Source organism: Streptomyces sp. NPDC053069 (genome assembly GCF_044546895.1).
GTDB lineage: Bacteria > Actinomycetota > Actinomycetes > Streptomycetales > Streptomycetaceae > Streptomyces.
The window spans coordinates 94,389-108,654 of sequence record NZ_JBITZN010000007.1 but is presented as its reverse complement, the minus strand read 5'-3'; the positions used below and the strand labels follow the sequence as shown (position 1 = coordinate 108,654).

The following is a 14,266-nucleotide window of genomic DNA, read 5'->3' as shown; positions in this document are numbered from 1 at the left end:
CACTCGGCCATCCCGCGCCGGTCGAGTGCCCGGCCCGCTCACACGGCCGGCCGGGCCGCGGTGTAGTCCCCGAGCACACGACCGCCCGTCCAGCCCTGGGCCTCGGCCTTGGACACGTCCAGGACGACGGAGTTGGCCAGCTGGTCGACCGCATAACGGGTGAGGAACGGCTCAGTGTGCGGACGCAGCCGGGCCAGCGACTGGGCGGCGCCCGCTGCGGCGTGGGCGACCGCCGCCGGCAGGTGGCGGATCCGGGCCCGTATGCCGTGGGCACGGAGGACCGCCCGTACGGCCTGGTCACGGTCGTACGGCGCCGGGTCGGCGATGTTGTAGGCGCCCGGCGGCCAGTCGGCGGCGCTCAGGCACGCCTCGGTGAGGTTCTCCACGGCCGTCAGGCTGAGGCGGACGCTCGGGCCGGGCAGCAGAAGCAGGCCGCTGCGGACGCGGGACACCAGCCGCGGCACCAGATGCGGATCCCCGGCACCGTAGACCGCCCGGGGACGCAGCACCACGGCACCGGCAGTGAGCGCCAGCGCCTCACCGGCGGCCTTGGTACGGCCGTACGCGTTCAGCTGGCTGTGCACCGGATGGTCCTCGGTGATCCGCGCCCTTCCGGGGCCGGGCGCGTAGACACTGGCGCTGCTCACCCAGACCACCGGTCGGCCGGCGGCGGCCTGCAACAGACGTGCTGTGCCCTCCACGTTGACGGCACGCATCGCCGCTTCGGCGGGGGAGCCGGGCACCGGGTCGCCGACCGCCGCCGCGCAGTGCACCACGATGTCGGCGCCGGCGAGGTCCGGCACCTCGTGGGCGGCGTCCCACGGAATGTGCCGTCCGACCGGGCCGGGGCGGCGCCCCACACACAGCACCTCGGCGCCCCGGAGGGCAGCCGTGGCGGCGACATGGGAGCCGCAGAAGCCGCTCGCCCCCGTGACGGCGATCGTGGTCATCGGGCCTCCGAAGGGCGGGCGGTGGAGCGGACGGTGAGCGAACGCCAGCCGGGCAGAGCCGCGGACCGGTCGGCACGGGCCCGCACGACGGCGGGGCGGTGGGCCGCGAGTGCGGCGAGCGCGTCGTCGAGCTGCGCGCGGGCCAGGCGCGCACCGGGGCAGGCGTGGGATCCGGCGCCGAAGACGAGCTGGGCCACCTCGGGCGGCGCGGGATTGCGGATGTTCGGGGGATCGGTGTGCGCCCGGGCCGCGTGCCGTGCCACCAGGATCAGGCGGTCCCCTGCCCGTACCGGGCACCCGTCGAGAGCGCCGCCGGCCGCTGCGGCGCGCGGCAGCAGCGGGGACGGAGCGATCACCCGCAGCAGTTCGGTCACCAGGGCCGGCCGCAGCCGGTCGTCGGCCGCCTGGTCCCACCAGGCCGCGTCGGCACACCAGGCTGCGGCGCGTGGGAGAGCCGCCACCGTGGTGTTGACGGCGGCGACCGCGAGCATGGCCCGCAAGGCCGTTTCCGCCGACTCGCCGGGCGCGCTGCCTCGGGTGAGCAGGGCCTCCAAGCGGGCCGTCGCCCTGGCCGCCGCCCGGGCGGTGCCGGGCAGCCGTGGCCCGGGCAGATGACCGCGTACGGCGGCGGCCGCCACGTGGGCGGCAGCCACGGCGACACCCTCCGGGTCCGCGCCCGTCCCGAGCAGCGCACAGACGGTGGCCCCGGCCAGCTCGCGGGCCAGCGGCACCAGGTCGACCGTGCGGCCGTCGGCCAGTGGGGCGAGACGGCGGGTGAGGACCTCCCGCCACACCGGGCGCAGCCGCTCCACCCCGGCCGCGCCGAGCCCTTCGGCAACCGCACGGCGGGTGGCACGGTGACCGGCGCCCTCCTGGTCGAACAGCGACCCGCCGGCGGACAGCTCCCGCGCGGCCCCGCCGGTGGTGCCGGCCGCGGTGCGGTCCAGCGGAACACGGGTGAGGGCGTGCCGGTACGCATCGCTGCCGTGCACCAGCACCGTCCCTCCGAGCCGGGTCACCGTCCGGTGACGGCCGGCCGCGAGCAGAGTGAACAGCACGGGGTGGGAACGGGTGTACACGCGCCGGTCACGGCGGCGTGCCGCCCGTACGCCGGGCGGGACGGGCGCGGCGGTCACCGCACGTGTACCTCTCTCGTGTCGGCGGGGCAGTAGCGTCGGTCCCAGGACCACAGGAGGGTCCGGCGCGCACCCCACGCCCGCAGACGGCGCAGGCTGGAGTGGACCACCATCCGCTCGGCCCGCGCGATCCGGTCGCTGTACGCGCGTGCCCGGTTGAGGAGGACCACGTCCTCGGGCGGCCCCTGCAGCGGGACGCGCGGTGTGCCCCCGCAGCGCAGATACAGAGCCGCCGTGACGGCGAGGTTGTGGCCGTGGCACAGCACGTACGGCGCGCGGAAGCGCGGGTGGCGATGCTCCGTGCGGTACCGCCCGTACAGCGCGGTCGCGCGGATCACCGCCGGCAGCAGATACCGCTCGGCGAGCGAGGGGTGTTCGTCCCTGCGTGGCACGCTCCGCCCGCAGGCCAGCTCCGTGCCGCGCCCGAACTCCCTGCGTACCGCCGCGATCCAGTCCGCGGCGGGTACGCAGTCGGCGTCGGTCCGTGCGAGCAGTGCGGCGCCCTGCCCGATGGCGTACCGGAATCCGGTGTCGGCGGCGGCCCCGGCGCCCGGCTCCTCCTCTTCGATGAGGTGCACGGGAAAGGGCGCGGCGGCGGCGAAGCGGCGCACGACCTCCGCGGTCGCGTCCGTGGAGGCGTTGTCGACGACGACCAGGGTGAAGCCGGTGTCGGTCTGGGCGGCGAGCGCGGCCAGGGTGGCCCCGATGCCGGCCTCCTCGTTGTAGGCCGGTACGACCACCCACAGCGGCGCGCTCATCCCCGGGCCCCTTCCGCGAGGCGGGCGGCGGCCAGGCGCGCGGTGGCCGCGCGGTCCGGCTTGCGGGAGCGCCCGGACAGCGGAATGTCGGCCAGCAGCACCGCATCGGGCCGGGCGGACCCCATCCGCCCCAGCGGACCGGTCAGCGCGGCCCGCAGCGCCGCACGGTCGGCACCCCGGCCCGGCTGCACGACGGCGACCAGGCGCTCGTCGCCGTCACCGGCCGGTACGCCGACCAGCAGGGCCAGTTCGACGCCGGGCACGTGCAGCGCCGGCTCGTACAGCCCCGGGTAGATGTTCTCCGCGCGCCTGAGCACCATGTCCTTCAGGCGGCCCTGCAGCACGATCCGGCCGCCCTCCAGGTGCGCACGGTCACCGGTGGCGACCCACGGGTCCGGGTCCTCGCCCAGGTAACGGTCCCGGGCCGCCGGACCGGCCAGCAGCAGTTCACCGGAGGCGTCCGTCCTGGCCGTCACCCCCGGCAGCGGAGCGCCCACCAGATCGCCCCCGCTGGTGAAAGCGGCCTTGTCGGCCTGTTCCACCGCGGCGGCGGGGAACAGCTCGGTCAGCGCGTACACGCCCCACGCCTCCCGCGCCCCCGCCTGCTTGACCCGGGTGAGCAGATCGGCACTGGCCGGAGCCGACCCCGTCCACACCCGCCCGGTGAACCGGGCCCCCGCGGCGAGCAGCAACCGCAGCTGAGGTGGCGTCAGATAGGTGGCCTGCGGGTCCAGTCGGCGCAGCTGCCGGACCAGAACGCGCGGCGAGCGGGCGGGCAGCGCGACCGGTGCACCGCTCGCCAGGGACGGCACGAGGACGAAGAACGTCCCGCCCAGCACCGGCCGTTCGGCCTCCACCGGGACCAGACCGGTCACCGTGGCCATCCCCGCCGCGAGCGAGGAACGGGTGTGCACCACCGCACGCGGCCGGGACGTGGTGCCCGAGGTGAAGACGATGACCGCGTCGCCGTCCTCGTCCACCGGACGCGGCAGGACCACCGACCGGACCCCGGTCTCCAACGCCGGGGCACAGCCGGGCAGTCGGGGGCCGACCGTGGCCACTGGCCCCAGCGTCGCGAGGTCCGGCAGGGCCAGGTGCGCCCGACGGGCGAGCGGGCGGGCCCACCCGGCGACGGCCTGGGCGGTGGCGTCGGCGAGGACGACATCGGGCCGGGCGAGGGCGAGCCGGGCACGCAGTACGTCCGGTCCCGCGCCCGGGTCGAGCACCGCGGCCCGCGCCCCGAGCCGGTGTACGGCGAGCATCACGGCCAGCGCCCGGGGTCCGGGCCGTACCGCGACGCCGACGGTGCTGCCGCGTGCGATGTCCCGTGCGTGCAGCGCAGCGGCGTAATGGTCGGTGAGGTCGGCCAGGTCCCCGCAGGTGGCCATGACGCGTACGGCTCCGTTCCGGGCGGTGCCGAGAACGGCGGGCCGATCGGGGCTCTTGCGCAGGGCGTGGGCCAGTGTGTCGAGCATCAGCGAGGGTCCTCCGGGTGCCGGCCCGGGCCCCGGTCGAGGTACCAGCGGGCCGTGCCGACCAGCCCGTAGGCGCGCAGCCGCCGGGTGGAGTTCTCGACGACCATGGCGCGGGCGTGGACGATGGCGGTGGTGCGGCGCCGGACCCGGTTGAGGAAGAGACGGTCGGTGGGGGAGGGGCGGCGCGGCATACCGCCGACGGCTTCGTACAGGGCGGCCGTGACGGCCATGTTGTTACCGGCGTGCATCCGGTACGGCGTGAGATAGCCGTGCCGGCGCCCGTGCGCGGGGCGGACCCGGCCGAAGAACGCGGCGACGCGGACCAGCGTGCGGAAGACGGCACGCCCGAGCGGTCCGTGTTCGTCGCGACGTGCGTCGATACGACCGCACACCAGGCCTGCGCCCTGCCGCAGGGCGTCGCGGGCGGCGGCCGTCCAGCCGGGGCGCGGCAGACAGTCCGCGTCGGTGCGGGCCAGCATCGTCGCGCCGTTGCCTATGGCGTACCGGAAACCGGTGTCCACGGCACAGCCGACGCCCTTCTCCGGCTCGCTGAGCACATGGACCGGGAAGGGGGCCCGGCGGGCGAAGTCGTACGCCATCGCTGCCGTGGCGTCGGTGGAGGCGTTGTCCACGACGACGAGCGTGAAGTCCCGGTCGTGCTGGGCCGCGAGCGCGTCCAGCGTGGCGCCGATCCGCGTGGCCTCCTGGTGTGCGGGCACCACCACCCACAGGGCACTCACGCCTTCTCCCACACCATGGTCATCAGGCTCACGCCACCGCCCAGGCCCACGAACAGCACCCGGTCGCCGGGAAGCAGCCGCCCGTGGACCCGGTCGAGCTGCACGCCCAGCGTGGCGCTGGCCATGTTGCCGAGCTCGGGCACCGTGACGACGAGCCGGTCCCGGGGTATGCCGGTGAGCTCCACGAACCGCTCCAGGTACGGCACGGTGACCTGGTGCACCAGGACGTACCGGAAGTCGCCCCAGTCCAGCCCGGTGCGCAGCCTCATCCGGTCCAGCACCGACGTGCCGATCTTCTCGAACACCTCGCGCAGTTCGGTCCCGTCGCCGCGGAAGTACGTGTGCTCGTCCCCGCGGGGGTGACGCGAACCGCCACCGAAGATCCCGCCGACCCGCCAGTGCTCGGAATGCGTCTCGGTGTCGACGTCGAGGATGCCGCCCTGCTCCACGGCCTCCAGCACGACCGCGGCTCCCGCGTCACCGAAGGTGTAGCCCGCGAAGCCGTCCCGGAGCTGCCCGGGGCCGGAAGGGGCGTGCCGCACCGCCCGGCTCGGGGTCTCCCCGGTGACCACCAGAGCCCGGCGGGCCCGGCCGGCCAGGATCATCGCCCGCGCCGTGTCGATTCCGTTGACGAAGCTGTTGCACGCGTTCGTCACATCCAGCGCATGCGCCCGGGAGCCCAGCTCGGCCTGCACGACGTGGGCAGTCGCCGGTTCGGCCATGTCCCGCGTGGCGGAGGCGAACACCAGCAGATCCACGTCGTACGGAGCCAGACCGGCCCGGAGCAGCGCGGTACGCGCCGCCCGCACCGCGAGCGTCGAGGCGTACTCGCCCTCCGCCGCGGCCCGGCGCGAGACGATCCCGGTGACGCGTTCGAGCATCCGGGCTGGCAACCGCAGCCCGGATGCCGTGGAGATCTGCTCCTGCAAGTGCTGGGACGTGACCGCGAGCTCCGGCAGGCAGGACGCCACTGACGTGATGCCCACCCGGAGCACGGGACCGCGAGCAGCGTGGTCTGTGTGCATGGGCTGGACGCTATGAGCGGGCACGGACGGCCTGCCTGAGCACGCGTACTCAACTCGCCTAGGTAGAAGCCGCCCACCAGGTCGTCTGTGCACACGCCACGCCGCGGAGGGCGCGCCCGTGGACGCGCCCTCGATTGCCTGTGGTGACCGCTAGCCGACGATGATCACAACCGTTCCGTTGTTGAACCGGTGGTCGAACCGGTGGTCGAAGCGGTGGTCGAAACAGAACCAGGGGTGGTGGAAGCAGAAGCCCCGGTGGTCGAAGCGGAACCCGCCGTGGTCGAAGCAGCGCCAGTCGTGATGGCCGAAGCACTGGTCGGTGATCACACCGGTGTGAACGGACGGGGCTGCTGCTGCCGCCGTGCCTGCTGCGCCGATCGCAGCGCCGCCGGCCATCAGCAGGCCGGCCGCGGACGCCGCGACGAGACGCCTCGCGCCTTGTACTCGCATGATGGATGCACCCTCTTCTTTCCGGACTGCGGCCCTACTCTCAGTACGTCAGCGGCGCGCTTCGGGATTGCGCCTCGGCGGGACGGATACGGCGAGCGGTTGCCGAGCGCCGCGCTCGACCGCGCGCGCCGGCTCGTCGTACGGCTGCGCGACGATGCTGCCCGATGGATGGACTCCCGTGGTACGACCGGCCAGTGGCAGCCCGGGGAACTGGACGAACGGCTCTCCCGGATCCTCAGCAAGGCGTTCCTGCTCGCCGCCGGCACGAAGATCACCGACGAGTCCGTTCTCCTGCAGATCAAGCGAGGTGCCTGATGGCCACCGTGACCTTCCGGGACGAGACCGCGACGGGCAGGCCGGTCACCGAGCGGGAGATCGCCGGGCTGCCGGAAGGGATGACCGTACGGGAGCTGATCAGGATCCGGGTCCGGGAGACCGACCTGAACGGCTACCGTCTGCGCGAGCCCCGCCGCATCGAGAGCACCAGGCCGTGATCGCCGAACGCGCCTTCCCGGCCAACGGGTTGTTCGTGCCGGCAGGCGATCGCCAGGTGGAGGACCTCGACGAAGTCCTGGATCTCAGCGCCGATCCCGACCTGGTCTTCATCAAGCTCGTCGCCCTCGTCGGCGGCTGAGGGACCCGCATCTGCCGGCGGGTACAGTGCGGGCGTGTCCGACGATGCGGCACGCTTACGGCAGGTCGTCGCGCCCCAGCCAGGCCGGCTTGACGGGCACCCCGTCCGCGTACCGCTCGTCCTGCTCCGCCGGCTCATCCGGCGAAGCGATGGGGCCAGTCGGCGTCTCCACAGGTTCTGGGGCGGCGGGCGCGGCGGAGTCCTCCAGCAGTTCCGCCACCGTGAACCGGGTGGCGAAGGACTGCCATGCCCCGTCCACGACGACGAGGAAACCGTCGCCGTCCCGAAGGAGCCGACGGCGTCTGGGACTTCGGGGATGCTCGGGCGAGTGGTTCCGGGCCCGCCGTTCCAACTCCGCGAGCGCCTCGGCACGAGTTCCGGAGACGTGCGCGACGACGTGCGCCTCCATGTGCTTGCCCTCGCCGGCACCCAAGGTCATCTCGACAACCAGTGCCCACGTCGTCATGTCCGCCGCCTTCATGTTCGTACTGCTGCCTGGAGCAGGGCCTTCTCCGCCACGGGAGTTGGGGATGTTGACGGAGGAGCGCCTGAGTATGTGCGCTCTGGTGGGGGAGGGAGCCGGCCACAACGCTGGGGGGATGCGTCAAGGACTACTGAAATCCGTACCTCACCTGCTCTCGATTCCCTTGCTGGCGGGGGTGTCACTGGCTGCGTGGGCTGTCTGGCTGGGCTGGGACCAGCATCGCGACGTCCGTCCCGATGGCTCGACGACCGGCCCGTACGAGGCGTGGCAGGTGATCGGGCTGGTGCTGACCCTGCTGGTACCGGTGTGCTGGGCGGCGTACCGGGGCTACACCGTCGGCGGTGTGTCGGGTACGACGGCCGGTCTCACCCTTGCGGCCTTTGCGGACTGGTCGGACGACTCCACCGGACTGTTCGGGGTCGGCGTCGCGATGGTCATGATCGGCAGCCTGGCCACGACCTTGGCCGTGTCCGCAGTGATCGCCTGCAGGAAACAAGGCCCATGACGTCCTGGAGCTGCGTACGACGCCGGCGGCTCGACCGGCCGCGATGATCTCCTCGACGCTGCTGACGAGGGGATGCCGGGACCGACGAGCCGATGACGGCAGGAAACGTCCTAGACGCCTCTGCGGCGGAACCAGCCGCGTCCAGGTGTGAGCGGGGCGGACGGGCCAGGGTGGGGCGGGGGAGAGGACACGGGGTGTGGGGCAGGGGTGGGGCCGGGGTGTGCGGGCGGGACCGGGCCGCCGTAGGGAGCCGGAGACGGACCGGGGTGGGCCTGGGGTGGCGTCGGGCCGGGGAACGGCGGCAGGGTCTTGAACTGGTCGTGAAGGGTGACTGTCGGCGTGATCCGGCGCAGGGCGGCGCGCACCAAGGTGAGCGGGTGATCGGGGAATTGGGGATCCCACTGCTCCAGGTCGGCCACGTGGTACGGCAGACCGCCGAACTGCCCGCCCCCGGCGTACGGATGGGGCTGGAAGTAGGCGGCCGGCCCCACCTGACTCATCACCATGGCTTCCCGCAGGCCGGTCGTGGCACCCTCCGCAGCCTGCACCTTCACCACGGTGCTGCAACGGTCCTTCGGCAGCGTCCAACTGCCGATGAAGGCCTGCCCCTGCCTGCTCTGCAGCGGCATCTTGATCAGCTGGCGCAGCGCCGGGACGCCGTCCACGCTTCCCACCACCGCTTCGATGAGGCCGCCACCGGATCCGGCCGCGCCCTGGGCGCTCCCGTAGCGCAGCCGCTCCTGCTCGTGCAGGGGGGCCGGCAGGTCCGGAACCAGGGGAAAGAAGTGGACCGACAGGACGAGCCCCGCTGCATCGGTCCACAGGCCGGGCTCACGCTCGGTGAAACCTGTGAGGTCCAGGCCGGTGATCGGGGTCTGGGCGATCGAAGTCATGCTGATCATCATGCCGGGTCGGTGGGGCGGAGTCGTGGCCAGGGCCGGGGCAGGCGGATGCCCGGCGGTCACCAGGGCGTCCTTCGTCCCGTCCGGGGCGGAGCCACCACCGGCGACAGCGATCGGTGCGACCATCAGCCCATCGACCACGAGCCCATCGGCCGGCAGTTCCTGCGCGAGGGCAGTCACGGCGGCCCCGGCCCCTCGGGCCGGATCCAGCGTGGCGGTCGTCCCGTCGCAGATGTGAAGATTTGGCCCCCGCTGGTCCGCCACCCCGGGCCTGGCGGACCAGCGCCTTGGAGGCGCCGTCGCGGGGTAAGTGGAACTTACGCCTCCAGTGGCGGCCGCGGAAGACCTGTAGATGTGGTCCAGGTCATATTGACCCGGTCGGGCCGCAGGCCCGGGCCCGGGAGGGGGGTCAGCCGATGAGTGAGCGGAACTGGTCGATCGTGCGGCGCCGCATCGTGAGAAAGGCCAGCCAGGAGCTGTCGGCGTAGTGCAGCCGGAAGCGGGCCATCAGCTGTGTCCGCGGCCTGCGTTCGACCCGGGTCACCCAGGCCCGCGGCACCTCCCACACCGGGGTGCCGTCGAGGGGCTGGACGAGTCCGATGCGCTGGTCGGTCACCCGCAGCAGCAGCGCGCCGGAGGTGTGGGGCATCTGAGCGGCGATGCTTCCGGCTGCTCCGGACTGGGCGCCGACGCTGTTGACCAGGTCGTTCGCGAGGGACCGGACGATGGTCGGGCTGATGCCTTTGGCGCTCTTGGCAGGAACGACGGTGCCGTAGCCCAAGAGCCGCTCGCCGGGGGCCAGTTGATTGAGGGCGGAACGCTCGTGGAGGACCGACATGCTCGTGATCATATGCCGTGCAGGTGGAGGATGCGGCACCGCCCTTGGCCGTACCAGCCGTCGTCGCCGCTCGGCAGGGTGCAGAGGCTGAGGGTCCCTTGACGCAGCCGTGGTTCGGCTCAGGCCGGCAGGTTCAGTTGCCAGGAGACGCCGAACCGGTCGTTGACCCAGCCGAACTTCCTGCTGAACCCGTAGCCCCCCAGCGGCATGAGCTCCGTGCCGCGCTCGACCAGGGCCGCGTGGAGGCGGTCGATCTCCGGCTCGCTCTCGCACTGCACGAAGAGCGAGACCGCGGGGGTGAAGGTGAAATCGTGCTTCGCAGGGCTGTCGATGCACATGAACTGCTGGCCGGCGAGTGAGAACGTCGCATGCCGCACGCTCCCCTCCTTGCCCTCGCCCCCGGCGCCGTAGCGGGTGATGTTGACGAGCTCGGCGCCGTCGAAGAGTGAGATGTAGAAGGTCATCGCTTCCTCGGCGTCGCCCTCGAACATCAAGAACGTGGTGATCTTCTGCGATGCCGTGATCTCCATACCGCTCACTCCTCCAGTGCCTCGGACAGCCGGCACACGAGCGCCCCGGACAGTCGACACATGGCCACCGTAGCCGGTGGCCTCCTCCGCATCCGGCCGCGACCCAGAGCCGACATGAACAAGGCCCCGGGATGGAGCGGAGTCGTCACCGGCGGGGCGACGGCCGTCGTCCGATTCCCCCGAGGGAGTGTTCGTGCGCATCCATCCGGAGCCGGTCACCGAGCGTGACCCGGCGACGGGGCAGATGCTCTACGGGGTGGACCTTGTGCCTTGGGGCGACCCGGAATACAGACGGTTTGGCCCGGCGACGGGGCCGAACGGCCCCTGTCGGGCACCGGTCGGTACACCGGAAGGTGACGTGCTGTGCCCCCAGCGCCGAGACCGGCATGCGTCACACCCCCGATCACCGGCCGAACCGGGAAGGACCACAGATGTCCCTCGACACGCAGCAGGCGTCCGCCGGACTCACCGACGAGGAGCTCGCCACCCTGAACGCCCACTGGCGCGCCGCGAACTACCTCTCCGTGGGCCAGATCCATCTCATGGCCAACCCCTTGCTGACCGAACCGCTGCGGCCGGAGCACGTCAAGCCACGGCTGCTCGGCCACTGGGGCACCTCGCCGGGCCTCAACCTGGTCCACACTCATCTGAACCGCGTCATCAAGGCCCGCGACCTGGACGCCCTGTGTATCTGGGGGCCCGGCCACGGCGGCCCGGCCGTTCTGGCGAACTCCTGGCTGGAGGGGTCGTACACCGAGACCTACCCGGACATCACCCGGGACGCGGCCGGCATGGCCCGGCTCTTCAAGCAGTTCTCCTTCCCCGGCGGGGTGCCCAGCCATGTCGCCCCCGAGACCCCGGGCTCGATCCACGAGGGCGGGGAGCTCGGCTACTCCCTGTCCCACGCCTACGGCGCCGCACTGGACAATCCGGACCTGCTGGTCGCCTGCGTGATCGGGGACGGAGAGGCGGAGACCGGCCCGCTGGCCGCCTCCTGGCATGCGAACAAATTCCTCGACCCGGTCCACGACGGCGCCGTGCTGCCGATCCTGCACCTGAACGGCTACAAGATCGCCAACCCGACGGTGCTGTCCCGCCTGCCCGACGCCGAACTCGATCAACTCCTCAGCGGCTACGGCCACGAGCCGATCCACGTCACCGGCGACGACCCGGCCGCCGTTCACCGCGCGATGGCCGAAGCGATGGACACCGCCGCCGACCGCATCGCCGCCCTGCAGCGCGCCGCCCGCCGGGACGGGGTCACCGACCGGCCCCGCTGGCCGGTGATCGTCCTGCGCACACCCAAGGGCTGGACCGGTCCCGCAGAGGTCGACGGACTGCCGGTCGAAGGCACCTGGCGTGCCCACCAGGTGCCGCTCGCCGCTGTCCGTGACAACCCCGAACACCTGCGCCGACTGGAGCAGTGGATGCGCTCCTACCGGCCCGAGGAACTGTTCGACGAGCATGGCGCCCCGCGCGCGGACGTGCTGGCCTGCATCCCCCGGGGCGCCCGACGGCTCGGTGCGAACCCGCACGCCAACGGCGGACTCCTGCTGCGCGAGCTGCCCCTGCCTCCGCTGGAACGCTACGCCGTGACCGTCGACAAACCCGGCGCGACCCTGCACGAACCGACCCGCGTGCTCGGCGACATGCTGCAGGACGTCATGGCGGCCACTGCCGGCCGGCGCGACTTCCGGCTCGTGGGCCCCGACGAGACCGCCTCCAACCGGCTCCAAGCGGTCTACGCGGCCAGCGGCAAGGCCTGGCAGGCCGCCACCCTCCCGGTCGACGAGCACCTGGACCGGCACGGCCGAGTGATGGAGATCCTGTCCGAACACACCTGCCAGGGCTGGCTGGAGGGCTATCTCCTCACCGGCCGGCACGGGCTGTTCTCCTGCTACGAGGCGTTCGTGCACATCGTGGACTCGATGGTCAACCAGCACATCAAATGGCTGCGTACCACCCGCCGCCTGCCCTGGCGGGCCCCCCTCGCCTCCCTCAACTACCTGCTGACCTCCCATGTATGGCGCCAGGACCACAACGGCTTCTCCCACCAGGACCCCGGCTTCGTCGACCACGTGCTGAACAAGAGCCCGGAAGTCGTGCGGGTCTACCTGCCGCCGGACGCCAACACCCTGCTGTCCGTGGCCGACCACGTGCTCCGCAGCCGTGACTACGTCAACGTCGTCGTCGCCGGCAAACAACCGTGCTTCGACTGGCTGTCGATGGAGCAGGCGAAGGTCCACTGCGCCCGCGGCGCCGGCATCTGGGAGTGGGCCGGCACCGAGGACGGCGCGCGTGAACCCGACGTGGTGCTGGCCTGCGCCGGGGACGTACCCACCCAGGAAGTGCTGGCGGCGGCCCAGTTGCTGCGCCGCCACCTGCCCGAGCTTGTCGTGCGGGTGGTGAACGTCGTCGACATCGCCCGGCTGCTGCCGAGCGAGGAACACCCGCACGGCATGGGCGACTTCGCGTACGACGGGCTCTTCACCGCTGACAAACCGGTGATCTTCGCCTACCACGGCTATCCGTGGCTGATCCACCGCCTCGCCTACCGGCGCACCGGTCACCGCAACCTGCACGTGCGCGGATACAAGGAGATCGGCACCACGACCACGCCGTTCGACATGGTGGTCCGCAACGACCTGGACCGCTACCGCCTGGTGATGGACGTCATCGACCGCGTCCCCGGCCTGGCCGTACGGGCGGCGGCCGTACGCCAGCGCATGGAGGACACCCGGCAGCGCCACCACGACTGGATCCGCGAGAGCGGGACGGACCTGCCCGAGGTGGCGGACTGGTCGTGGGACAGCTGAGCTCCGGCGCGGCCCGCCGTCGATGTCGTCGCCGGCCCGAAGCGGTTTCCGGCTCCCGGCCCGGGGTACTCGGTGTGGCTCGACTTCGGAGGGAGGCATGGAGATGACAGCCAGGCGCGACCAGCACGGGGACCGCTACGACCGTGCGCGCACCCCGGAGGAGCCCGGGTCGCACTCGGGCGCGGAGAGCCAGGCACGAAGCCGGTCCGTCCCGGGTACGGCCGGAGCCAAGGAGGGCTACCAGCCCGAACGGGGCACGACAGCGGGCAAGCCCCTCGAAGGCATCGAGGACCCCGAGGCCGGCGACGAGGCGGCCCACGGCACGGACACGAGCGACCGCTGACCCAACGGACGACGGACGCCCCCCTCAGATGTGCAATTCGGGGGGAAAGCCGGTCCAGCGCAGCTCGGCGGGCAGATGGCGCATGTCGTTGGAGACGAGGACGGAGGCCGGCCGACCGGGAGCGTAGCGGATCACCGTGAGCGCGGCGTTGCCGTGGTTGAGGCCGAGCCAACGCCATTTCGGCGCGTACATGGCGTCCCGGACGAGCCAGGCGACCAGGAAGTTGTGGGTGACGACCAGTTCGTGCCGCTCCTCTTCTCCCTCCACCGGCCCGGTGAACAGATCCAGCGCGCGGCGGGCCAGCGCAGGTCCGTGCTCCCGCTCCTCATCCGTGGCGTCGGCGAGAAAGCGGAGGAAGAAGTCTGCCGATTCCTGAGGGAGCTCGTCCCTTGCCGGCACATGGGGAACGTAGTCTCCGGCAACGTCCGAGACGTGCAGAGGGACGTTCTTCAGCTGGTCGCCGATGAGACGCGCGGTCTGCTCCGCCCGGGGCAGCGGACCATGGTGGACAGCGGCGAGGGGAATGTCCCGGAGGCGCCGGCCGAGCAGTGTGGCTTGCCGACGGCCGCCCGCTGTCAGCCCGCTCTCGTCCGCCGACGCCTCGCCGTGCCGGACGAGATAGAGGTAACGGGTGGCCGTGCCGGTCATCTGGAACTCCTCTGGCCCCTTGAGCGATCTTG

Annotated in this window: 18 protein-coding genes; 6 read left to right on the top strand and 12 right to left on the bottom strand. The window is 72.4% G+C overall.

Annotated features, from left to right (window positions below; translation table 11 throughout):
* Positions 1–38: 38 nt before the first annotated feature.
* From ACIGXP_RS17845 to ACIGXP_RS17815, 7 genes are all read right to left on the bottom strand, one after another.
* Positions 39–950: an NAD-dependent epimerase/dehydratase family protein gene (locus ACIGXP_RS17845; protein WP_399769272.1), complete on the bottom strand. Its 912-nt coding sequence runs from the start codon at positions 948–950 to the stop codon at positions 39–41.
* Positions 947–2,086 carry a cytochrome P450 gene (locus ACIGXP_RS17840; RefSeq protein ID WP_399769270.1) on the bottom strand — a complete coding sequence of 380 codons (1,140 nt, stop codon included), beginning with the start codon at positions 2,084–2,086 and terminating at the stop codon, positions 947–949. The genes ACIGXP_RS17845 and ACIGXP_RS17840 overlap by 4 nt, the downstream gene beginning before the upstream one ends.
* Positions 2,083–2,844: a glycosyltransferase gene (locus tag ACIGXP_RS17835; protein WP_399769268.1), complete on the bottom strand. Its 762-nt coding sequence runs from the start codon at positions 2,842–2,844 to the stop codon at positions 2,083–2,085. The genes ACIGXP_RS17840 and ACIGXP_RS17835 overlap by 4 nt, the downstream gene beginning before the upstream one ends.
* Positions 2,841–4,319, bottom strand: coding sequence for a class I adenylate-forming enzyme family protein (locus tag ACIGXP_RS17830; RefSeq protein ID WP_399769266.1), 1,479 nt, complete (start codon positions 4,317–4,319; stop codon positions 2,841–2,843). The genes ACIGXP_RS17835 and ACIGXP_RS17830 overlap by 4 nt, the downstream gene beginning before the upstream one ends.
* The gene (locus tag ACIGXP_RS17825; RefSeq protein ID WP_399769264.1) at positions 4,319–5,059 is read right to left on the bottom strand and encodes a glycosyltransferase family A protein; all 741 of its coding nucleotides are present in this window, start codon (positions 5,057–5,059) and stop codon (positions 4,319–4,321) included. Before ACIGXP_RS17825 ends, ACIGXP_RS17830 begins: the two co-directional genes overlap by 1 nt.
* A complete protein-coding gene (locus ACIGXP_RS17820; protein WP_399769262.1) occupies positions 5,056–6,084 on the bottom strand; it encodes a 3-oxoacyl-ACP synthase III family protein in 1,029 nt (342 codons plus the stop codon). Before ACIGXP_RS17820 ends, ACIGXP_RS17825 begins: the two co-directional genes overlap by 4 nt.
* Positions 6,085–6,234: 150 nt before the next feature.
* Positions 6,235–6,534, bottom strand: coding sequence for a hypothetical protein (locus ACIGXP_RS17815; RefSeq protein WP_363218311.1), 300 nt, complete (start codon positions 6,532–6,534; stop codon positions 6,235–6,237).
* 99 nt (positions 6,535–6,633) lie between these two features.
* Between ACIGXP_RS17815 and ACIGXP_RS17810 the strand changes: the two genes are divergently transcribed.
* From ACIGXP_RS17810 to ACIGXP_RS17800, 3 genes are read left to right on the top strand one after another with little or no spacing between them, the layout of a single operon-like run.
* The gene (locus tag ACIGXP_RS17810) at positions 6,634–6,849 is read left to right on the top strand and encodes a hypothetical protein (RefSeq protein ID WP_399769260.1); all 216 of its coding nucleotides are present in this window, start codon (positions 6,634–6,636) and stop codon (positions 6,847–6,849) included.
* Positions 6,849–7,028 carry a hypothetical protein gene (locus ACIGXP_RS17805; RefSeq protein WP_399769258.1) on the top strand — a complete coding sequence of 60 codons (180 nt, stop codon included), beginning with the start codon at positions 6,849–6,851 and terminating at the stop codon, positions 7,026–7,028. The genes ACIGXP_RS17810 and ACIGXP_RS17805 overlap by 1 nt, the downstream gene beginning before the upstream one ends.
* A complete protein-coding gene (locus ACIGXP_RS17800) occupies positions 7,025–7,168 on the top strand; it encodes a hypothetical protein (RefSeq protein WP_399769256.1) in 144 nt (47 codons plus the stop codon). The genes ACIGXP_RS17805 and ACIGXP_RS17800 overlap by 4 nt, the downstream gene beginning before the upstream one ends.
* Before the next feature lie 55 nt (positions 7,169–7,223).
* On the opposite strand, the gene ACIGXP_RS17795 is transcribed toward ACIGXP_RS17800, so the two are convergent.
* Complete coding sequence (locus tag ACIGXP_RS17795) at positions 7,224–7,634, bottom strand: hypothetical protein (RefSeq protein ID WP_399769254.1); 411 nt, start codon at positions 7,632–7,634, stop codon at positions 7,224–7,226.
* 193 nt (positions 7,635–7,827) lie between these two features.
* On the opposite strand from ACIGXP_RS17795, the gene ACIGXP_RS17790 reads away from it, so the two are divergent.
* Positions 7,828–8,157: a hypothetical protein gene (locus ACIGXP_RS17790; protein WP_399769252.1), complete on the top strand. Its 330-nt coding sequence runs from the start codon at positions 7,828–7,830 to the stop codon at positions 8,155–8,157.
* Between the two features lie 110 nt (positions 8,158–8,267).
* Here the strand turns inward: ACIGXP_RS17790 and ACIGXP_RS17785 are convergent, their stop codons facing one another.
* The 3 genes from ACIGXP_RS17785 to ACIGXP_RS17775 form a co-directional block, all read right to left on the bottom strand.
* The gene (locus ACIGXP_RS17785) at positions 8,268–9,239 is read right to left on the bottom strand and encodes a hypothetical protein (protein WP_399769250.1); all 972 of its coding nucleotides are present in this window, start codon (positions 9,237–9,239) and stop codon (positions 8,268–8,270) included.
* A 229-nt stretch (positions 9,240–9,468) separates the two neighbouring features.
* The gene (locus ACIGXP_RS17780) at positions 9,469–9,897 is read right to left on the bottom strand and encodes a hypothetical protein (RefSeq protein ID WP_363218317.1); all 429 of its coding nucleotides are present in this window, start codon (positions 9,895–9,897) and stop codon (positions 9,469–9,471) included.
* 119 nt (positions 9,898–10,016) lie between these two features.
* A complete protein-coding gene (locus tag ACIGXP_RS17775; RefSeq protein ID WP_399769248.1) occupies positions 10,017–10,427 on the bottom strand; it encodes a VOC family protein in 411 nt (136 codons plus the stop codon).
* A 431-nt stretch (positions 10,428–10,858) separates the two neighbouring features.
* Between ACIGXP_RS17775 and ACIGXP_RS17770 the strand changes: the two genes are divergently transcribed.
* Entirely contained in the window at positions 10,859–13,243 is a 2,385-nt protein-coding gene (locus ACIGXP_RS17770) for a phosphoketolase (protein ID WP_399769246.1), read from the top strand.
* A gap of 103 nt (positions 13,244–13,346) precedes the next feature.
* Positions 13,347–13,586 carry a hypothetical protein gene (locus ACIGXP_RS17765; RefSeq protein ID WP_399769244.1) on the top strand — a complete coding sequence of 80 codons (240 nt, stop codon included), beginning with the start codon at positions 13,347–13,349 and terminating at the stop codon, positions 13,584–13,586.
* A 24-nt stretch (positions 13,587–13,610) separates the two neighbouring features.
* On the opposite strand, the gene ACIGXP_RS17760 is transcribed toward ACIGXP_RS17765, so the two are convergent.
* On the bottom strand, positions 13,611–14,234 hold the full coding sequence (locus ACIGXP_RS17760; protein ID WP_399769242.1) for a histidine phosphatase family protein: 624 nt from the start codon (positions 14,232–14,234) through the stop codon (positions 13,611–13,613).
* Between the last annotated feature and the right edge of the window lie 32 nt (positions 14,235–14,266).